Origin of the sequence: Mesoplasma sp. JKS002658 (genome assembly GCF_023566355.1) — a bacterium.
GTDB classification, from domain to species: Bacteria; Bacillota_I; Bacilli_A; order Mycoplasmatales; family Mycoplasmataceae; genus Edwardiiplasma; species Edwardiiplasma whartonense.
In genome coordinates, this window is the sequence record NZ_JAKNSW010000001.1 from 226,540 (window position 1) to 248,559 (window position 22,020).

A 22,020-nucleotide genomic window follows, 5' to 3' on the forward strand; every position below is an offset into this window, starting at 1 on the left:
AACAAACAATTTACAAGTGATTTCTCATTCAAGTATTTAGTTTTCAAAGAATAATCCCACTAATCTGGTGACTAGAGCATAGAGGTTACACCTGTTCCCATGCCGAACACAGAAGTTAAGCTCTATTACGGTGAAAATAGTGCATTTGTGCGAAACTAGCGCGTTGCCAGGTCAACAAAAAAAACAAGTCTATTGAATAAATGGGCTTGTTTTTTTGTTTTAAAACCCACTGATAGTAGGCAAGAATGCTAAATATCTTTATAATAGAAGTAGTTTTTGTTGTCGAATATAAAGGGAAAGGAAGTTAATTTGTGCGGATTATTTTTAAAAGTTATTTAAAAACCTTCATTAATAACTGGATCCAAACTTTAGGGACAATTCTCTTTATTTTAATGATGTGTGCAATTGTTATTGGAATGTTGACCTCGCCTTTGCAAATCAGTAACAAATTATCTCGATCAGAACAAAATAACAACAAATTTGACACTTATATTAATCAGAATTCTCCAACCAACACGAAAAACAAACTTTATAATGCTAGTTTCATTTATGATTATGTTTATCAAAACCAAGATTATAAAGTTAGTAGTCCTGCTTCAGGAATCGCTAAACAAATTTTAGCGATTCCTGCAAATCAAAAGGGACAAATTACCATCCTTTCAGATGCTTATAAAAAAGCACTTGACCTACACTTGGCTACTTTGGAATCATCTTCACAAGTTAGTGATCAAGAAAAACAATCATCAGTTGCTGATGAAATTGTAATTGGAATGGAATCATTTCAGATAGGGGCCTTGGTAGACACCACCACAGGACTACCTTTAACTGATAATGACAAAAATCCGGTTACTGCTAATATCAACCTAATAAAAAATAACTTATTAGAAATGTTAACTACTGATTTAAAGGTAACTCAAAACCAGGGATTAAAAGATGGTAAAGTTCGGGCTGCTTCAAAATTATTTGGATATTTCAAAACTCTGGGAGCACCAATTACCACTACTGATTTAACTAATATTAATAATAGCTTAGACGGATTAGGTGATACAAATGACGCCTTTTCTTCGGTGTTGTTGAAATTAGTTGATGAAAAATTACATTCTTTTGATAATAATATTGCTAATAAAGAAGCTCCTTTGTTAGCCTTTCAAATGTTTTCGCCTGGAATGTATGAAATTCTAGCAGATCCAACTTATAGTTATAATTTTCAAACTTTTATTAATTATCAAGTTTTTCATAACATCGCTAATAGTGATGTTAACCCCGATGGTGTTGGAAAAATCTATAATTTCCAATATGATGTCGAAAACAACTACTATTTAAGTCAAACCTCAACTGAATCACTCTTTCCAACCTTTGCTTTAGAATTAAAAAACGTGGGTAAACCAACTGCTTTAAACCAGTTACAAATTGAGAAAGGTCGCTATCCAAACACAATTACGCTTAGAGAATGGATGAATAACCAAGTAACTCCTGAAATTGTTTTATCTAGTTCTTATATGAAAATGAATAAGTTAAAGGTTGGTGATATTATCAATCTTCCTGGTGGATCAGAGGCTAACCAGGTATTGGATTCAACTTCTGTTGATGCAATTTTGACTCGTGAACTCAAGTTTAAGATTGTGGGAACTGGAGAAAAGTATGATGATTTAACCCCAGGAAGTAAGTACATTCCCTTTTTAGAAGATATTAAGAACTATGCAATTGGTTATGTTGATGACACTGCTTTTAATATTCTTAGAAATGCTCGTTGAAATTATGCTAATACAAATACAGCAAATTTTGCAAGTGTACATCGTGTCAAGAAATTAACCATTAATGCTAGTGTAGAGCAAGCATTTAGTAAAAATGCGGCAGCTAATAATGGAATTTATGATTGAAAAGAAAGTAGTTTGGGAGATGCTACTGCTTCGACAACACAACGTTCATTAAATAATCTTAAGATTCAAGTAGTGATTTACTTTATCTTGGGAATGGTGGTCCTAGTCCTGGCTTTTATTTTTATTAACTTTAGTATTCGAAAAGAACTTAACGAAACTAGAAAACAGATTGGAATTTTTAAATCTTTTGGGTATAAAATTGCTGAACTCTCTTGAATTTTTGCTATTAAAACTTGAATCAGTATTTCTTTGGGAGTTTTATGCGGATATTTAGCTTCAATTCCTTTGCAACTATATTCAGCAAAAAACTATACAAGCAACTTAACTTTTTCTTTTCACCATGTTTATCTTAATCCGTTCTTCATGGCACTAATCTTTATTGTTGTTCCTGCACTGTTTTTGGGAGTTTCTTATTTATTAACCTTAATTTATCTAAAAGAACCAACCCTTTCGTTATTATCAAACGGATTTAAAATTAGTAAAATTAAAATTCACCCATCTCCATTGGTGCACTACTTAGCTAAAACTGGTAAGGGGTTTAGTTATAGGTTACAACGCTCGTTTGTGCGAACAAGTTTTGGAAAATTTTTAGTGGTGCAGATTTTGTTTGCTTTTGCTTCGTTAACATTTGCGTTAATGTTTGGGGCACAATCGATCATGTATTCAACAGTTAATCAAGGATTTTCTTCAGTTCAAAAAACAGTTGACCACAATTTTTATTGAACTAATGCCCAAGAGTTAAATATCGCCTATCAAACTAATAAGTATAACTTTAAAGATTTGAGTGGTTATCAAGCTCGTGATTTTCAATATTTTGCTTATAATCCAGATGATAATCAAAGTATTGGAGATGTCTTGAATGATAATGAAAAGACATCTGATTCTCGTTTTCGTGCTAGTTATTTGGTTGACTCAATTGCTAACCAGTTTGATCAAGGTCAAGACCGAAGTCTTGCCTTGAAGATGGTCATGCCAGTTGATGCTTATTATGATAAGTATAGTGATCAACCAGTGAATGATGACACACGTCTGCAAACCTTATTTTCACCAAAAATAATTTATGCTGATTATTATTTAAATTGAATTTTAGGTTTTCAAATTAATGCTTTAACTTCTATTCAAGTTGAAGGAGTTAAGAATAATCAACACTTCAATGTGAATGATTTAAATGCTTTTGTTGCCACTAATCCTGATAGTCGTTTAGATCTAGCAGGTGCTTTAAGTGGAGATGATGATGCTAGAGATGCTTTAATTGCTAACTTCCCAAACACTTTATTTGGAATGTTAGATACTAGTAATGGTTTAAAGAATAATTTGTTTATTAGCAATATTACTAAAATTATTGTCTTAGAATTATTTGAAAACTATGTTGATAACCGGGTGAACAATTATTTAACTACGAAGGCAAGTGCAAATGATGAAGGTAAGTATTCTCGTAGTGATATTGATAAGGCGATTACTTGAGCTCAAAATGACAATTTGGTGCAGGAGTTTAGTCCTAATCTAATTAAGTACTGAGGGATTAACAACAACCCGTTAATTAATATCAACACCTTAATCAATTCTGATAGTGATGATAGCGATGCTAATAGTGGAGGTCTTTCTTTAAATAAATTAAGTAAAGAAACTATCTCTTTGGTGATGTCTTCAATGATGCTAAAGGATAATCCTAGTGATATTAACCACTCGCCAACTTTGACAATTAATGAACTATTTTATAATCAAAAGACTGATTTTCTTGAGTACGAGTTACCCTTATTAAACTTAGATAAAAAGAAAGGAGAAGGTTCTTCTTATTTACGACTAATTGATAGTCAATCCACCAAGTATGGAGATTATCACCAAGTTTATAGTTTGAATGGTGTTAGTCAAGAACAATTTGCCAAGATTGCTGAACCTTCAACTGATGATAGTATTAATGCAATCATTCCTTATGGATTAGCAAGAGAAAATAACTGGGCGATTGGTGATGTTTTTAATGCCCAGACCGATACTAATCAACGAGAAACTATCAAGGTTAGGGTTGTAGGAATTAATAAAGCAATCACCTTCCGTTTCACTAATGGTGGATGACCCTTAGATGTTGATTATCACCAATTTCGAGAAAAGTTTTTTGCCGCTGATGTTAATGATTTAATTGATCAAGGTTTACCGATTTTTAGTAATTTAACCTCTCAATCACCATTATTAACTGGAAAAATTAGTCTTGGTGATTTATCTAGTTCGGTTAATTCTTTAAAGTTTGTTGGAAATAACTTAGCTTTATCAATTGCTCCAGGTTCTTCAGTTTTTGGTTCAATTTTTAACGGAATGTTTGATTTCAGTTTTATTGAGGGAATGAAAATTGATTCAAACTTAAAAATGATTACCAATCCTAACATCGCTTCAATTTCTAATCAATCAGGAATTACTCCTTATAATATTGTGCGGGTAGGGGTTAATGATGCAGCTAGCAGGGTAAATAATATTTTAGCCTTGTTTATCATTCTTGAAGCAGTTTTATTGTTAATCATCTTAGTAGTAGTTATGAACATTGTGGTTGAAGAACAAGCGCAAGTAATTTTAACCCTCCGTTCGCTTGGTTATAAAAAACGAGAAGTTAACTGAATTGTAATGGGTAGTTATATCATTGGGGCCTTAATTTCTTTTGTGATTGCTTATTTACTCTCTTTATTAATTTGATGAGGAGTTTTAGAGATTGCTGCTAGTCATTGAAGTATCTATATCTTTATGACTTTTTCTTGAAAAGCTCCAGTGATTACCTTCTTAGTGATTGGTTTTATTCTCTTTGTGGGTTGAGCGATTTCTGATTGAAAGGTAAACCGAACTGCACTAACACAAGTTACATCATTTGGATAGGAGAAGAACAATGGATTTTAAACAACTATCTTTGGAGTTTCAAAGCAATAAGACCACCAAGGTTCAACAAATAGTAGTGGGAAAATATCAAGTAAAGTGGTTCTTTGAAGGTTTTGAAAAGATTATTTCTAAGACTAGTTTTCTGTCTCAGCTTGCTTTAAGTTTAGATTTTCAATTAAATTATGAAGAAGTAAACTTGATTGAAGTAAAAATTGATGAACTGCGTAGTTTTTATCAAAAAATTAATCAAGCTTTGATTCGTTATTTGAGTGAACTTGACAACCCTGTGATGATCAAGAATCTTTATGAGGATTTTCTTAATAATTTTTATAAACAAGTTAAAGATTATTTGAATAAAGGAATGATTCCTGGTGTGGTTGGTGAAATTATGCAGTTTAATTTAAAAGAAGGAAATCAGGTTTATGATCCACAAAAATACGATGAGTATCTAATGAGTTTTTTTGAACTCAACATGATGAAAAGGATCCGTTATTATCTTCGTCAAATTAGCCATTATCAAAATGATGATGCAGTTTATTTCCTGCTTTTACAAGCCTATGATCAAAAAATCATCGAAACAACCAGAAGTGTTAAAAATTTAAAAACTAAAGCACATCTTGGAGCTTAATTTAAAAAAACAAAAGATTTCAGGTGGTTTGACTTGCTTTTGTTTTTATTTTGTAGTTTTAAACAACAATACTAAAAGTGATTTTCTTTTAGTTTATGCTGATAGATAGTAGAATATAGTAATATGACACTTTATTTTGGGGAGGATTTATGGAAAGTAAGATTGAAAGGTTAATTAAAGATTTTCACCAAGCAATAGTGAAAGTTGAAAATAGTGCGCAATTAGATGAAGTGCGAATCACCTATTTGGGCAAAAACGCAGAGTTAAACCAAGTGGTCAAAGAAATGCGAAATTTGGATGAAAACCAAAAAAGAACAATTGGTCAACTTGTGAATGAAACTAGAAGCTTGATGACAGAAAAGATAAATGAATTAGCAACTAAATTTAACCAAGAAAAACTTAATGCGCAGTTAGCTCGAGAAAAACTTAATGTTACCCTACCAGGGAAGAACCATCCTTTTGGTTCTTGACACCCTTTAAATCTTGTCATTAATGAAATCGCTACAATCTTTGAAGGATTAGGTTTTCAAATGGTTAATGGCAGTGAAGTTGATACTGACTTGTTTAATTTCCAAAAGTTAAATTTACCTGAGGGTCATCCAGCTCGCGAAATGCAAGATACGTTTTATTTGGACGAACAAACAGTGTTAAGAACCCATTCAACTAATATGACTGCTCACTTATTAACCCAACTAAGTGAACAAGGTGGGGATTATCTTGCTGCAATTTCTTATGGAAACGTTTATCGCCGTGATGATGATGATGCTACTCATTCTCACCAATTTATGCAAATTGATGGGTTTGTTGTTGGCAAAGATATCAGTTTTGCAAATTTAAAGTGAATTTTAACCTATTTATGCCAACGTTTATTTAATGTTGATGTCAAGGTTCGCTTTCGTCCTAGTTACTTTCCTTTCACTCAACCAAGTGTTGAGGCTGATATCGCTTGTTTTAAATGTCATGGTCAAGGGTGTGAGTTGTGTAAACAAAGTGGTTGAATCGAAGTTTTAGGAGCAGGTTTAATCCACGACGAGGTTTTTCAAGCTAACGGATTAGATCCCCAAGGATTAAGTGGTTTGGCGTTTGGGATTGGGGTTGAACGAATTGCGATGCTCAAATTTGGTATTACCAATATCCGCGACTTTTATGAAAACAACCTCCAGTTTTTAAACCAATTTAAGTTTTATGGAAATTAGAAGGGAATAGAAAAAATGATTTTAACAAGAAACTGATTAGCAAAGTTTATGAATTTGGATCAAATTAGTAATGATCAAATTACCACTGCTTTGAATTCTTTAGGATTTGAAGTTGATAAAACTGTTGATTATCAACACTTGAATCAAGGTTTAGTGATTGGTTATATCGAAGACTCTCAACCCATCGAAGGAACGCATTTAACTGTCAACCAAGTAAAAATTGGTTCTGATAAAGTTGTTCAAATTGTTTGTGGGGCTAGTAATGTTGAAGCAAAGACCTTTGTGATTGTAGCTCCAATTAAAGCAAGTCTTGCTAACGGATTGATTATGAGTACAAAAGAAATTCATGGTTATTCATCTCAAGGAATGATTTGTGCGTTAAATGAAATTGGAATTCCTGCCACTGATTTAACTTCGCAAGAGAATGAAAGTATTTATGTAATTCATTCTTATAATGATTTAAGTGTTTTAATTGGTGAAGGGATTGAAAAAATTGGTTTTAATGATTTTAGTTGGGAAGTGGATTTGACCTTAAATCGTAGTGATGCCCTTTCAGCAGTGCAGTTATTAAAAGAACTAGGAAATTACTTTCAACGACCAATTAATTATTATCGTTTGACTAATAAAGTTAAGAATCAAAAAAAGAAGGTTGACTTTAGTTTGAAGATCAATCCTGCTTTAACTAGTCAAGTTCAAACTGCTGGGTTCAGTTTATTTGAGATTAATAACGATGAGGGGTGATTGGATGTTGATGATGATTTGTGGTTAAAGTTTAACAAAGTTAGTCGTCAAACTAACTATCTTTATGATTTAGCTAACAAGATGACTTTAGAAATTGGTCAACCAGCAATCCTGATTGATTATGATAAATTAAAGAATGCTGAGTTGAATTTAACAACTACCAAGATGAATGATCAAGAATTGATTGTCTTAAAAAATGGTGCTCGAGTGGTTGAAGTTTTGGGAATGGGAGTGGAGAAAAACTTTTTAGTTGATGAGAAAACTAAGCGTATGTTGGTCTTGTACTTTAACTTTAATCCTGTTTTGATGCGAGGACAACAGAAGAACTTGAACCAAAGCACAATCGCTTTGCAACGTTATATCAAACCTTTATATGCTAATAAATTTGAAGATGCTACTGAGGCGTTAAAAGATATTTTTGATGATTATGCTGCAATCAAAGAGGTCCAAAAAGTTGAATACTTGGTAGGCCCATTACCAGTAAATAATAAGTTTGAGACCAGTTTGACGACCATTAACCATTTATTAGGAACTAGTTTTGATGTCAATGAAATTAGAGCTTTATTTAAGTTTATTGATTTTGAGATTACCATCCGTGGTGATAATTTAACTTTTGTTGTTGATCCCAATCGTATCGATCTACACAATGCTAAGGATTTGGCTCAAGAGGTTGCCCGATTTAAGGGTTATGACCAAGTGCCTTCTGAACCACTAAACCTTTTAGCACAAGCTCAAAGAAAAGATTTTGCTTTAGATTTACAAACTAAAATGATTACAAATTTAGTTGGTCAAGGTTTAACTAATATCAAAACTTATTCATTGATTGAAAGTGGTGTTAATAAAGCGTGAAACTTGTTTAATTTGGCAAAACCATTAAAACTACCTTCGCCGTTATCAAAATTACATGAAGTTTATCGGGTAAACTTGATTCAAAGTTTATTAGAGGTTGCTGAGAATAATGCGCTTCGAGGTAATAGAAATTTAAAGTTGTTTGAAGTTGCTGACCTTTATTATAAAGGTTCAGAGCGAGTTGCTCATTTAGGAATTTTATTTAGTGGTGAATTTAATCGGGATTTTCGTGAAAAACGGTTAACTGATTTTTATGATTTAAAAGGATTAATTGAAAATATTTTTAGTTTATACCAGTTAGAGCCAACTAAAATTAGTTATGAACCTTTAGAGGGGGATAAGGTTTTTGAAGGAATGCATCCTTATCAAAATGCAAAGATTAAGTTTAATAACAAGGTACTTGGTTTTATTTTTCGTCTCAATCCCCAAACCGAAGCTAAGCTAAAACTCCCCCCAACCTTTTTAGCAGAGCTAGATTTAGATAGTTTATTTAAAGGTGCTGATTTACAAACTACTATTCAACCTTGATCAAAATTTCAAGCAACAAAAAGAGATCTTAGTTTAGAAGTATCTGCTAAAATCAGTTATAGTGAAATTACTAACATTATCTTAGCAGGTGTGCTTGATGTAGTTGATTGCCGATTAGTTGATGTTTATGTTGATGACCAATTAAAAACTCAAGAGTTAATGGCTTGAACTTTCCAAATCACTTTTAATAATTCTCTTCACCAATTAAATGAACAAGAATTGAATCAAGCTTGAAACCAAGTACTAAGTAATGTTGAACAGGTAGGTTTAAAGGTTCGTTAAAATGAGAAAAAAAACAATTCGTCAAGCAAAAGAGAAAATTCATCTGCATGAGCAGTTGACTGATTTAGCACAATATGAAATTCACTCTCCTTTAATTTCTAGATATCTAGGAGTTAAATATGAAGGAGACGTGTTTTATGATCAAGGCACTGATGCCATCATCGTGAATGCAATCATTGATTATCAAATAGAAGCAATTGATGCTCGGGATGGGGCAGTGATTACTCATACTGACCGCTTAGAATGAGATGATGAATATAGTTTTGATCCTCAAACTAAAGAAAATGTTAACTTAATTGTTGATGAGGAAGTTGACTTTAGCACTTTGGCAATTGAGCAAATTAATGCTTCAATTCCTATTAATTTAACTCACAACCATGGTATAATTTCAAAGACTGGTTCTGGTTGGAGTTTGATGTCTGAAGAAGAATATGAGAATGACCGTTCGAAGCAACCAGATCCGCGATGAGAGAAATTAAAAGAATTTAATAGCTCAAACGATTCTAAAAGAGACGAGAAGAAATAAGGGGAGGTGTAATTATGGCTGTACCATTCAGAAAAACAAGTAAAGCTGCTAAAAACAAACGCCGCAGTCACTTGGCTTTACAAAGTCAAGCAATCATTTCTTGCAACAACTGCGGAGCAATGATTAAACCGCACCGTGTTTGTAGAGAATGTGGTTTCTACAAAGGCAAAGAAGCAATTACTGTACAAGATTAAGAACAGATATTTAAAAAAAGAGGAGTGAAAAATGGATGAATTCATCCTCTTTTTTTTGAAAAAAATTCAGTTTTTTTTGGTAATTGATTAATGAAAAAGTTCTCTTTTTTATTTATAATGTTTGAGAGTGGGAGGAAGTGGGGCGAATTGTCATGGAACTACTCATAGGTAAATATGCTCATACAATTGATGATAAGTCGCGGCTAACGATTCCATCAAAGATTAGAAACAAAATGGGCGAAAGTGTGTATATTTCCAAAGGTTTTGAAGGTTGTCTAGAAGTGAGAACTCCTGAAGAATTTAGTAAATATACCCAAAACATTCTTAATTATAAGAATACCGATCCACGTTCACGAATGCTTAGTCGACAAATCTTTGCCAACTCGGAATTGATGGAAATTGATAAAGCGGGTCGTATTAGAATTTCTGCAGAACAAATTAAAATTGCTGGCTTGAACAAAGATGTCTATGTCATCGGAGTGGTTGACCATTGAGAGATTTGGGATCGTGAAAAATACGACCAATATGAAAAGAATACTGATGCTAACTTTGAAACTGCAGCAGCAGAATTAGGCAAGGACTATTAAAATGGAACACATTTCAGTCTTATTAAATGAGAGCGTTGCGATGTTAGAGGTTAAACCTGATGGTATTTATGTTGATTGTACACTTGGTCGTGGGGGTCATGCTTCAGCAATTCTACAGCAGTTATCTGCAAAGGGATTACTGATTGCTCTTGATCGTGATGAACAAGCAATTAAGCAAAGCGGTCAAACTTTAAGTAAAATTGGTTCGAATTTTAAAATTATTAAAGGTAATTTCGACCAGTTGAAGTTATTATTAGCCACCAAAAATATCACTAATGTAGATGGTATCTTGTATGATTTGGGAGTATCTTCTCCCCAATTTGACCAAAATGAGCGAGGATTCTCATACCGAAACGATGGACCTTTAGATATGAGAATGGATCAAGAGCAGAGTTTGACCGCTCAAGAAGTTGTGAATACTTATTCTCAAACTCAATTAAGTGAAATTTTAACTAAGTATGGAGATGAACAATTTGCTGGGCAAATCGCTAGTGAAATTGTCAAAACCAGACCCTTAACTTCGACCTTGCAATTGGTTGGAGTGGTTAAAAAGGCTCTACCTCAAAAGGTGTTGAAACAAAAAAAACATCCTGCTAAAAAAACTTTCCAAGCCTTAAGAGTTTATGTCAATGACGAAATGAATGGTTTAGAAAAGAGTTTGCGTCAGGCTTTTGATTTAGTTAAACCCCAAGGAAGAATATGTCTAATTACCTTCCAATCTCAAGAAGAAGCTATTGTTAAAAAGCTCATTAAAGAAGTTACAATTAGTCCATACCACCAGGTTTTAAAAAGTCTTCCCTTAGAAGTGGATGATCAAACAAAGTTTAAATTGATAACTCCAAGTCCAATTAAACCTTCAAAAAAAGAACTGACTCTTAATCCCCGTGCTCATAGTGCTAAACTTTGAGTGGTTGAGAAAAAATAAGTAAAAATAGAGAGGAGAGATGATAATGAATAATCAAACTCATAAAATTTATCAATTTTTAGAACTTGATCGTAACGGTTGAGCAAAATATGTTGTTATCGACATTTATTTAGACCAACCCATTCAGGTTTTATTTAGTCAAAAAGCTAAAATTTTTAGTAGTTTTAACCAAATTGATCACGAATTTAATCCTAACGAGTTAAGCAAGTTAACTCAGTTTTTAGCAACTAGTTTGAAACGATTTGTTACGATCTTTCCTGTTTATAAAAGTCAAGTTAAAAAGATTAACCTTTTAATTCCTAATGAAGTTATTAATTATGAGGCTAAAACCGTTACTTTTAGTTTAGAGCCTCATGATGCTGAGCAAATTAACTTAACCACAACATTAGTGCAAAACCAATGAAATATGTTTGTTAAGGAATACCAACAACAAATTAACCAAACTCATGAACAAGTGGCAATTGATTGTAGTTGCTTAGGGGTTAAAGTTAATAATCACTGAAGTAAAACTCCAATTAATGAACAAGTTTTAGTCAGTGATGATATTAGTTTTGTTTCAGAATGACAACATGTTAAAAGTACTTGGTTCAAGCCATTATTAAAAGCAATTAACCAAGTAGAATTAGCAATTGGTAAAGTTAATGCCTTAAGTAAGATTAATTGTAACCCTCAATTAAACAACTGGTTATATGATTATCAATCTTTAGTTGTGGAATGAGGAGAAAGTGAAACTTGAGTTAAATATTATAATGGAGAAGGAACTTTAATTCACGAAAAAATGGCTTGAGGGATTAAAGACTTGTACCAACGAATCGCCAACGATTTGACTTTAGATCCAAACAAAGATTTAGCTTGTTTAATTAATGTGGTGAAAAACTATGCTGATTTAACCACTTTTGATAGTAAAACTAAAGATTTTAGTGTGTTGCGAACAAGAAACAACAAGGCTTTAATTACTACTTATACTATGAAACAAGTTTTAAAAGTTTTAACCAAAAACTTAGATGAAATGTTGATGAATATTAAAGATACCATTGCCTTTAAATTAGGAATTAATCCTGCAGGAGTCGATTATCAAATTCATTGTGGTTTAATTGAACAAATTCCTGAAATTGAAGTTTATCTTGGTTCAAAACACCTTAAGTTCTTGACCTTAGCGAAATTAAAAGTTGATGGAAATTATGGTGTTGATTTTAATAACCTTTATAATTGGGCTTTGATTATTCAAGAACAAGAAAACAGCAAAATTCAAGGAATGAATCTTGATCAACCCCTTGATTCTGAAACTTCATACCCAATTCCATCTCCAGCAAAACCTCAAATTCAGGATGTTGTTGGTGCTAACGAACATAAATAATTAAAAGGAGAGTGAGACAACAATGAGCAAAGAATGAGCAAACCCTGAAGCTTTAATTAAAGTTGTGGGTGTTGGTGGTGGAGGTAGCAACGCAGTTAACCGCATGTATGATCACAACATGAAAAACGTGCAGTTTATTGTCGCTAATACTGATGTCCAAGTTTTAAATATTTCTCCTGTTCCAAATAGAATTGTTTTAGGAGAGAATTTTTGTCACGGGTTGGGCGCTGGTGCTGATCCTGAGGTTGGTAAACAAGCTGCTCTTGAATCGATCGAAGAAATTAAAGAAGTCTTGCAAGGTTCGCAACTAGTCTTTGTGGCTGCTGGAATGGGAGGAGGAACTGGAACAGGAGCAGCTCCTGTTGTTGCTAAGGTTGCTCGTGAACTTGGCGCTTTAACAATTGCGATTGTAACCAAACCATTCCGATTTGAAGGTAAAAAACGCCTTCGTTATGCCGAACAAGGAATTAAAGAACTCCAAAAAGAAACTGATTCAATCATTATTATTGCCAACGATCGTCTTTTGGAATTGGTAGGAGAAGTTCCTATTGATGATGCTTTTAGAGAAGCAGATAACATTTTGCGTCAGGGAGTGCAAACCATTACTGATTTAATTGCTGTACCTTCACAAATTAATCTTGATTTTGCTGATGTTCGTACTGTAATGAAAGATAAGGGTAAAGCTTTATTGGGAATTGGGATTGGTAGTGGTGATAATGCTTCGGCAATTGCGGCTAAAAAGGCAGTCAACTCCGCATTGTTAGATACTTCTATTCAGGGAGCAAGAAACGCCATTGTTAATATCACTGGTGGAGAAAAATTGACTTTAAATGATGCTTATCAAGCAGTTGATTTGATTGAGCAAGCCACTCAAGAAGAGTTAAACATTGTCTTTGGAATGGCATCAAATCCTGAGTTGGGCGATAATGTGATTGTCACAATTATTGCAACAGGATTTGATGAGGATGACTATTCTTCTAATGCAACTAGTCTTAATTTGAATACCAAAATTTCAAAAGAAAGTAGCGCTTCTCCAACCATTTCATCTCGTGTTGAAGAACCATCAATTGATAAAACCCAACCTTCAATGATTAAAGTAAGTGATGAAGAAGTAGAAATCGAATCAACGATGACTAACTTCACTTTTAACAATGATGATGAAGACGACATCCCGTCTTTTGTGCAACACAAATAGGAGGGCCAATCGGATGTGAGCAAAGAAAAAAACCTTAATTGAAGAATTAGAAGTGGATGACAACACCTTCTTTTTGACCTCCTTACCCTTAGAGTCAAAACCTACCTTGATTCAACCATCAATGATTACTCATCATCATCCTACACGGTTTGAAGAATTAGCTTTGGTGATTGACCAGTTGTTGGTGAAAAAGAAAGTTATTGTTTCTTTGGAGGGACTAAATAAACTTTCTCGAACTAAAGGCTTGAACTTTTTAAGTGGAGCAATTTATGCCTTACATGGTTTTATAACAAAAATTAAGGTTAATGTTTATGAATTAGAGATTCCTGTTTTAACGAAATAAGTTGTTTATTTCGTTTTTTTGTTTCATTTTAAAACTAAAATCTTTTTCAGAACTTGGTTATAATAATTAAAATAAATAAAGTGAGAAGACAAGAATGAAAAAACCGCCATCAGATCAAGAAAAATCAAATACTTTTGCTAAGATGATGATTAATATATGAAATAATCATTTTTCAGCCCCTTTGTTTCAAACTGAAGAAGAGATTTATCGTTTAGATTTTATTAAGCTTTTTGGGTTTTCTCCAGTTACTAGAAATTCTAACAAGAAAGTAGGAATTGATGAGGAAAATCCGTCGTTAAACGTTACTTTTCCAAGTCTTGATCAAAACAAAATCGCAGCAAGTGTTTGACTTAATGATATTCCTTCTGATAAATGAATTATTGGAATTCATGGTTATAATTCTAACCGGTTTGATGTTCTGTACTTAACATGGCATTATCGTGTTTTGGGTTATAATATTTTAACTTTTGATTTCCGTAATCACGGTCAAAGTGGTGTTGATGTGGTGACTTGAGGATACAAAGAAAAATGGGATTTGATTGCAGCAATCAATTGATTAAAAAAATCATATAAAATCGATCATATTGGTTTGGTTGGTACTTCAATGGGAGGGTTTACTCTTAACTATTTAATGTTGACTGAACCATCACTTATCAAGGAAGCAAACATTATCTGAGGAGTGTCTGATTCAGCATATATGTCAGTTCCTAAGTTATTAAAACGCATGATTAGCAACAATTCTCCAGGTTTTTTTGAAGGGTACGCCAACGAAACAATTGATACGATGATTAAAATTTATAAAAATGACTATCACGTTAATTTATCAGAACTAGATTTCACTGGTTTATTAGAAGAAAAGGGACAGAAGTTTCCTATTCTTTATGTTCATAATCGGTGGGATAAAGTTACTGATTATTTAGATAGTTTTCGCATGCATAATGAAAAAAATAATATGGAACGGAGTACTACTAATCAGTTAAAGGTGTACGATGGTTATCATCACACCAAATCATTAATTGAGTTTAAAGAAGATTACTTAAAAACTAGCATTGATTTTGTTAAAAAAGTAGTAAATAACAACCAAAAACCTAAGGTTTAGGTTTATTATTTAAGTAGTATAAAGATACTTCCAGGGTTGAAAATTAAGAAGAAGTGGAGTTAGTAATGGATCAGCAGGTTGAAAATAATCTTAATGAAAATTCATCAGAGGTTGAAAAGAAAATTCATAAATTAAATCCTAGCATTGTTGCGGAACTAGATAATGTTTCTAAGACTTTTGATCGTAAAACTTGAGCAGTTCGCCGAGCTACTCTTCAGGTTAAAAGAGGTGAATGTCTTGCTTTAATGGGTGCTAATGGTTCAGGAAAAACCACACTTGCAAGATTAATCGGTAATGTAATCAAACAAACAACTGGTAATGTTGATTATTACTTTAACAATGAAAATATTTTTGCATCAATTGGTTATCAAGCTCGAGAACAGGCTTGACCTAATGGGTTTAGGGTAAAAGATATTGTTACTTTATGGATTAATACTTATAACGTTCAAGACCAAGAATGAATTGCTCGATTAAAGAGTATTTTTGAAGTTGAAAAGAATGAAAATAAGTATCTTTCTAAATTACCAGATGTTTATTTGCAGTTATTTGCCATTTTTTTAGCAATGTTACACAAACCAGAGATTTTAGTTGTCGATGAGTTTTCATCAGCAATTGACTTTGAACATAAAACTAAAATTGTTGCTTTGTTCGAAGATTACTTAAAAGAAGACAACGCGATCGTTTTAGTGGCTCCTGAAGACTACATTTTAACAACTCTAGTAAAAAGGGTCGTTTATTTGCATCATGGTAAGATTATTGATGATTTAAGTGTTGAATTAATTCAACAACAATATCAAAGTATCTTTAACTATATCAAAACTGTTTCTTTAAGTGAAGAAAGTGATGAGAAAAAAAAGAGCGTCGAACCTTCGCTTCGTTCTTTAATTAGAAAGTATAAAGCACTAGAAACTCAACTAGAAACTGATTATCACCAGTTTGTAGAAAACCAACTTGCTAAACGTTATGAACAATTTGATTTAGACATCAAAAATGCTATTTTTTTGGTTTCTGAACTTTCAAAGAACCTTTATAGTACAGCCACATCTGACATTAACAAAGAAAGTGTTGATGTTATTCGTGATGAAGTAAAAAAGACGATTAAAAGAATTAAAAAACTTTTAAAACAACTTGTTAAGTTGAAACGTAAAGATCCACGACTAAAAAAATTAACCCAATTAGAACGTGATTTTGCCCAAATTATTCAGTTGTTAGAAGATAGTTTAAAAGATAGTTTGGATAATGAGAAGTTAGTGATTAATGGTGATGATAGTGAAGTAGAAATGTCTAAGGATAGTAAACGAGAACTGGAAATCTTAAAGGAACGCTACATTAAAGAAGAGTTGAAAATTATTCGTTTAGAACGAAGAAAAGCCGATCAAAACAGAACGAATTTTCGTGAAGTTTTAACTACCAAATTATTGTTTAGAGATTTATCAAAAAAAGAAAAAAATTCTTTAAAAGCTGAATCAATTACCTTAGAAATCGAAGGTTTAGTGAACAAAGCTGCGGTTTTGGATGATAAAGACCGAATTGTCATTAAGCCCTTAGATAAAATCAGTGAAAGTGACCAATTGTTAGCTAATAAAAGAGTAAAACTTGAACCAGAAGTTGAATTACCAACTCCAACTGGTGAAATTAAACCAAAATCTAATAGTAAGCAAAAGAAGCAAACAAGCAAGGAAGTGCACTAATGAAATTGCGAAACTTGAAGATTTTGAGTCGACTATGACGAATTCAAACGATTAATTACTTTACTGATCCAATTAATATTGTTTTAGGAATTATTTTAACTTCAGTTACAATGGTTTGTTGAATTGCTTTCAAACCAACCAAAGATGGTTTTTCTACTGATCCCTTTATTTTGGCTTCTGCAATTGGAATTAGTATTATTCGTAACTCTCAATATAATTTCAATTTGACTGTTTCAGATTGAAAAGAGAAACGGTTTTTTAAAAAGATTTTTAATACACCTTTACCTCGAACATTATTAGTTTTTTCTATTCTTTCATTCAACTGGTTTATTAACATCTTTATCAGTGCACTTTTATTTGGTTTGGCGATGATTTTTTCTCGTCAGCGGATAGTCTTGTCCCAAGTACAGTGAGGACCATTTATTGTCGGGTTCGTGCTTAATGTTATTATTTCTAACATAATGGCGTTGCTATGAAATACTTTATTTAAAAGAAAAGATGTGGTTTTGGTAGTTTCCTTGCTTTCTTATTTTGGACCAATGTATTTGTTGGGTTTAGGAATTCCTTGAAACGTGGTGGGAAATTACCAAGGGTTGAATATTTTCTTATACCTTTTCCCGCACCGTTATTCACTTTCAATCATGCAAGCAGCCTGAATCGGCAATGCTGGGGATATGAGTTTCCCTTTAATAACTAATGACACTATTGGAGGTGGAGTTGATCCTAATTCTTGATTAGGAGTGCATGGGTTTGGTTATGGAACTTTGGGGTGATGAATTCCTGCTTTGGCTTCAATTGGTTGAACCTTGTTATTTGGAATGATTGCCTTAATGATTCTGAACTATCGTTATAACTATGGTTTAAGAAAGTACAAAGATTATAATGGGGTGCAAATTCACTTGCGTTACATTAGTGAAATCAAAAAAACCACTAGTGTTGAAGAGTTAAATGATCTAATTAGTTATATCAATGCTAACAATAATTACGAAATTCATCAGATTAACTTACATAAAAAACCAGAGAAATCAAAAAACAAGAATTCAAGTAAGGAGCAAAGCTAATGTTTAAGCAAAGTTGAATTCACTATTGACATATCTTTGTTCAGTTATTGAAAATCCAGTTTCTTTACTGAAGTCAAAACATTATGAACTTATTTTTAGGAATCGGTGTGTCTTTGTACACGATGATTTGTTGATTAGCTTTTAAATCTGATGACCCGTTTTTAATGATTTCAGGAATTTCGGTTGGTTTAGTTCGGAACGCCTTATATATTCATCTAAAAACTAATTTGGACTTTCGCTCAAAAAAATGAGATAACCAGTTAACCTTAACTCCACTGCCTGCTTGACTAAATAATTTAGCTTCAGTCACTTTTAACGTTCTTTCAACGATGTTTATTTGTACATTTATGTTAGTGGTTGCTTTAATTTTTTTTGACGAACAACGAACTTTGTTAGGGCATTCTAATCAAGGGATGATTTGAGTCGGATTTATTTTGGCATGGTTAACTTCTTATGTGATTGCTAGTTTTATTTTCATTTACATTAAGAGTAATAAACTTGGTCAAATGGTGGGATTATCAATTTATTTCACGACAATGTACTTTCTTGGTTTAGGGTTCCCCTTTGAACGAATTATTTCTGTGAAATGGTTGAACTATGTTTTGTACATTCACCCATTTAGGTATGTCATGAACATTGTCCAAGCAGGATTTGTTGATTCACCAAACTTTTTTTATCAACATGATCAGTTTGATTTTGGTTATCAGGGAATGGGATGACTACCTTACTTGTTAGCTGTAATCATGATTATCCTTTATTGAACTCTTTATAAAATCCGTTTTAATTACCTTTATGCTTTCCATCGTCGGAACAAATATGGCGAATTTGTGGTTAAAGAATCTTCAGCTCGTTATATTAGTCAGTTAAGAAGAGCAAAAAGTTCAGAAGAAGTAAAAAATTTGCATCAAGAACACAGTGAGATGCTGAAGAATAAATCCCCAAGTACCAAAAAGATTGTTGAACAAGTAGAACATGAGTCTTGAATTGAATTTTGGTTCAAAAACCGGAATAATGGAAAGTAAGATTATTAATAAATTTTCTTATTTAAGTTATAATTAGTTCATGCTTTTAGCATTATAAAAAGGACACAATGAGAAGAAATTTTCAGAGAGCTAATGTAGTGGTGAGAATTAGCACAACCTTCTTGTTATCACCTTTTTGAAGTCGGAAAAGAAATCGTTAAGAGAGTAGAATTCTGCGGTAATGGCGCCGTTAAGTCCTAAGTAAGTGGATAAACCAGTAGTTTATCAAAAAGGATGGTACCGCGATGACTTCGCTCCTTTATTTTTAAAGGGCGAAGTTTTATTTTTTAGGAGGAAATCAAAAATGGCAAACAAGTATAAAGATACGTTATTAATTGGAACAACTGATTTTAGCATGCGGGCTAATCTCAAAGATAAGGAACCATTAATTGAACAAGATTGAGCAACTAAGGGGATTTATCAACAAAAATTGAAGTTAAATGAAGGCAAACCGTTGTTCATTCTTCATGATGGTCCGCCTTATGCAAATGGTGATTTGCATATTGGTCATGCTTTAAATAAATCTTTAAAAGATTTTATTGTGCGATGAAAAAACTCTTTTGGTTATCAGGCTCCTTTTGTGATGGGATGAGACACCCACGGTTTACCAATTGAAAACGCAGTTACCCAACAAGGGGTTGATCGTAAACAACTTGAACCAATTAAATTTAGAGAATTGTGCGCACAATTTGCTTTAAAACAAGTTAATAACCAAAAAAATCAGTTCCAACGTTTGGGAATTTTTACTGATAATGCAACAATCTATCAAACTCTGGATCATGACTATGAAATCAGTGAATTACGATCATTTGAAAAGATGTTTAATCAAGGTTTGATTTATCGTGATTTAAAACCAATTTACTGGTCACCTTCAAGTGAATCGGCGTTGGCTGAATCAGAAATTGAGTATTACGATGTAAAAACTCCAACTGTTTATGTTGGGATTGATATTGAACCAAATGATTTATTACCTCCCCAAACTCAATTAATCATTTGAACTACAACCCCTTGAACCTTGCCTTCCAACCAAGCAATTGCAGTTGGTCAGAATTTAGAATATTGTCTTGTTAAAGTTGTTGATGAAAATGATCAAGAACATTTATTTGTGGTTGGTACAGATTTATTGTCAAGTTTACAAACATTACTGGGATGAAAAGCTGTCGAAGTTTTGAAAACCTTCAAAGGTCAGGATTTAGTTGGCTTGAAATATTATCATCCCTTATATTCTCAGTTAAAAAGTGAAGTTTATCATGGTGAACACGTTACTAGTGAAGCAGGAACTGGTTTAGTTCACATTGCTTCTGGTTTTGGTGAGGATGATTATAATTTAATTAAAAAGGTTGGTTTACCAATTTTTGCTCCCATTGATAACCAGGGAAGGTTTAGTGCCGAAATCAAAACGTTAGACCCAGAATTGGTCGGAGTCTTTTATGATGATGCTAATAAAATTATTACTAATCGTTTGCATGATAACCACCATTTATTAAAATTAAAATTCTTGAACCACTCTTATCCTCATGATTGAAGAACTAAAAAACCAGTAATTTATCGGGCAACTAAACAATGATTCATTAATTTACGTCCTGTAAAAAAAGAAATCCTTGCTCACGTTAACAAAGTGAAAACGCAGCCAAAATGAGCGCAACAACGTTTAGCAGAAGTTTTAGCTAAACGTGATGATTGAACCATTTCTCGCCAAAGACTTTGAGGCGTACCAATTATTGGGTTTTATGACCAAAACAACGAGTTGGTGTTAAACGAAGAAATCCTTGCTTATGCAATTGCCAAAATCGAAGAGCTTGGTACTAATGCTTGGTTTAAAGAACCTGCAGATGTTTTCCTTCCTACAAAATATCAAAACCAAAATTTGAGAAAAGAAAAAGATATTTTAGATGTTTGGTTTGATTCTGGAACTAGTGCTTTGGCTTTAGAGGCGCGTTTTTCTAATTGACACCGACCATACGACCTTTACTTAGAAGGAAATGACCAATACCGTGGATGGTTTAACTCTTCAATGATTAATTCGGTGATTTTTGATAACAAAGCTCCCTATCAAACTTTACTATCACACGGAATGACAACTGATCAAAACGGTAAGAAAATGTCCAAATCGTTAGGAAATGGAATTGATCCAATTGCGTTTGCTAAAACTAATGGAGCTGATGTTTTAAGGTTATGGGTAAGCTCAACTGATTACACTGATGATCAACGCATTGGTCAAGAAATTATTAATCAGGTTAGTGAAACCTACCGAAAAGTTCGGAACACTTTACGCTTTATTTTAGGAAACTTGTTTGATTTTGACCAAAAAACAAATTATCAACCTGTTTTAACTTCAGTTGATCGTTATGCACTTTTTAGATTAAGTGAGTTTAAACAAAAAGCAGTCAATAGTTATGAAAATTATCATTTTAATGAAGTATATCAGGGAGTTATTAACTATATCACTACAGATTTGTCCTCATTTTATCTAGATTTTATTAAAGATATCTTGTATGTTGATGGTCAAGATTGACCACGAAGAAGACAAATACAAACAGTTTTATTTGAAATCTTGTGAGGTTTAATTGATATTTTGCGACCATTAATTCCTCATACAATCGAAGAGGTTTATAGTTATTTGCCTCATGATGAAAAGTTTGCTTCAGTTCATTTGCTAGATGTGAGAGAACAAAATTTTGCTTTAGAACCAGAAGAAGTGGAATTATGGACAAAAGTGTTAAAACTTCGTGAAGAAGTTAACAAAGCTTTAGAAATTGCTCGGGAAAACAAGTTGATTAATAAAGGTTTTGAAGCAAGTGTTGAGTTGAGTTTGGCTAAAGATTATGAAGTGGTTAAAGTTATTGAGCAATTAGCAACTATTTTTATTGTTAGTGAAATCAAGTTTAGTCCTGATTTAAAAAATCCAACATTTGTAGGAAAAACCGCTAAAATTAAAGTAACGCCACGAGTTGGTGAAAAATGTGAACGTTGTTGAGGAATTTTTGATCAAACTATTGATGGTTTGTGTGAACGTTGTTTAAAGGTTGTTCACCAATAAAAAGGATGGCTAAAATT

At 32.8% G+C, this 22,020-nt stretch carries 16 protein-coding genes and 1 rRNA gene; all 17 read left to right on the forward strand.

Features of this window, described 5'->3' with window-relative positions; genetic code table 4:
* The first annotated feature begins 63 nt into the window (after positions 1-63).
* The 17 genes from rrf to ileS all read left to right on the forward strand — a co-directional run bounded on the left by rrf (position 64) and on the right by ileS (position 22,003).
* Positions 64-172, forward strand: a 5S ribosomal RNA gene (gene rrf, locus LD125_RS01085).
* A gap of 139 nt (positions 173-311) precedes the next feature.
* Entirely contained in the window at positions 312-4,739 is a 4,428-nt protein-coding gene (locus LD125_RS01090) for an ABC transporter permease (RefSeq protein ID WP_250137477.1), read from the forward strand.
* Between the two features lie 10 nt (positions 4,740-4,749).
* Entirely contained in the window at positions 4,750-5,367 is a 618-nt protein-coding gene (locus tag LD125_RS01095; RefSeq protein ID WP_250137476.1) for a hypothetical protein, read from the forward strand.
* A 149-nt stretch (positions 5,368-5,516) separates the two neighbouring features.
* The gene (gene pheS, locus LD125_RS01100) at positions 5,517-6,563 is read left to right on the forward strand and encodes a phenylalanine--tRNA ligase subunit alpha (protein ID WP_250136681.1); all 1,047 of its coding nucleotides are present in this window, start codon (positions 5,517-5,519) and stop codon (positions 6,561-6,563) included.
* A 15-nt stretch (positions 6,564-6,578) separates the two neighbouring features.
* Entirely contained in the window at positions 6,579-8,963 is a 2,385-nt protein-coding gene (gene pheT, locus LD125_RS01105; protein WP_250136944.1) for a phenylalanine--tRNA ligase subunit beta, read from the forward strand.
* Position 8,964: 1 nt separating this feature from the next.
* Positions 8,965-9,489, forward strand: a complete 525-nt coding sequence (locus LD125_RS01110) for a YceD family protein (RefSeq protein WP_250137475.1) — start codon at positions 8,965-8,967, stop codon at positions 9,487-9,489.
* A 14-nt stretch (positions 9,490-9,503) separates the two neighbouring features.
* Positions 9,504-9,683, forward strand: a complete 180-nt coding sequence (rpmF, locus tag LD125_RS01115) for a 50S ribosomal protein L32 (RefSeq protein ID WP_250136684.1) — start codon at positions 9,504-9,506, stop codon at positions 9,681-9,683.
* A gap of 152 nt (positions 9,684-9,835) precedes the next feature.
* Entirely contained in the window at positions 9,836-10,270 is a 435-nt protein-coding gene (gene mraZ, locus LD125_RS01120; protein ID WP_250136685.1) for a division/cell wall cluster transcriptional repressor MraZ, read from the forward strand.
* 1 nt (position 10,271) lies between these two features.
* Positions 10,272-11,195, forward strand: a complete 924-nt coding sequence (gene rsmH, locus LD125_RS01125; protein WP_250137474.1) for a 16S rRNA (cytosine(1402)-N(4))-methyltransferase RsmH — start codon at positions 10,272-10,274, stop codon at positions 11,193-11,195.
* 25 nt (positions 11,196-11,220) lie between these two features.
* Positions 11,221-12,552, forward strand: a complete 1,332-nt coding sequence (locus LD125_RS01130) for a hypothetical protein (RefSeq protein ID WP_250136687.1) — start codon at positions 11,221-11,223, stop codon at positions 12,550-12,552.
* A gap of 22 nt (positions 12,553-12,574) precedes the next feature.
* The gene (gene ftsZ / locus LD125_RS01135; protein WP_250137473.1) at positions 12,575-13,747 is read left to right on the forward strand and encodes a cell division protein FtsZ; all 1,173 of its coding nucleotides are present in this window, start codon (positions 12,575-12,577) and stop codon (positions 13,745-13,747) included.
* A 13-nt stretch (positions 13,748-13,760) separates the two neighbouring features.
* On the forward strand, positions 13,761-14,090 hold the full coding sequence (locus LD125_RS01140; protein WP_250136689.1) for a cell division protein SepF: 330 nt from the start codon (positions 13,761-13,763) through the stop codon (positions 14,088-14,090).
* Positions 14,091-14,184: 94 nt separating this feature from the next.
* Positions 14,185-15,189, forward strand: a complete 1,005-nt coding sequence (locus LD125_RS01145) for an alpha/beta hydrolase family protein (protein ID WP_250136946.1) — start codon at positions 14,185-14,187, stop codon at positions 15,187-15,189.
* Positions 15,190-15,254: 65 nt separating this feature from the next.
* Positions 15,255-16,880: an ATP-binding cassette domain-containing protein gene (locus LD125_RS01150; RefSeq protein WP_250137472.1), complete on the forward strand. Its 1,626-nt coding sequence runs from the start codon at positions 15,255-15,257 to the stop codon at positions 16,878-16,880.
* Positions 16,880-17,941 (forward strand): hypothetical protein, encoded by a 1,062-nt coding sequence (locus tag LD125_RS01155; protein WP_250136692.1) that lies wholly within the window; start codon positions 16,880-16,882, stop codon positions 17,939-17,941. Before LD125_RS01150 ends, LD125_RS01155 begins: the two co-directional genes overlap by 1 nt.
* Complete coding sequence (locus tag LD125_RS01160; protein WP_250136693.1) at positions 17,941-18,963, forward strand: hypothetical protein; 1,023 nt, start codon at positions 17,941-17,943, stop codon at positions 18,961-18,963. Before LD125_RS01155 ends, LD125_RS01160 begins: the two co-directional genes overlap by 1 nt.
* Positions 18,964-19,267: 304 nt before the next feature.
* Complete coding sequence (gene ileS / locus LD125_RS01165; RefSeq protein ID WP_250137471.1) at positions 19,268-22,003, forward strand: isoleucine--tRNA ligase; 2,736 nt, start codon at positions 19,268-19,270, stop codon at positions 22,001-22,003.
* Positions 22,004-22,020: the final 17 nt, after the last annotated feature.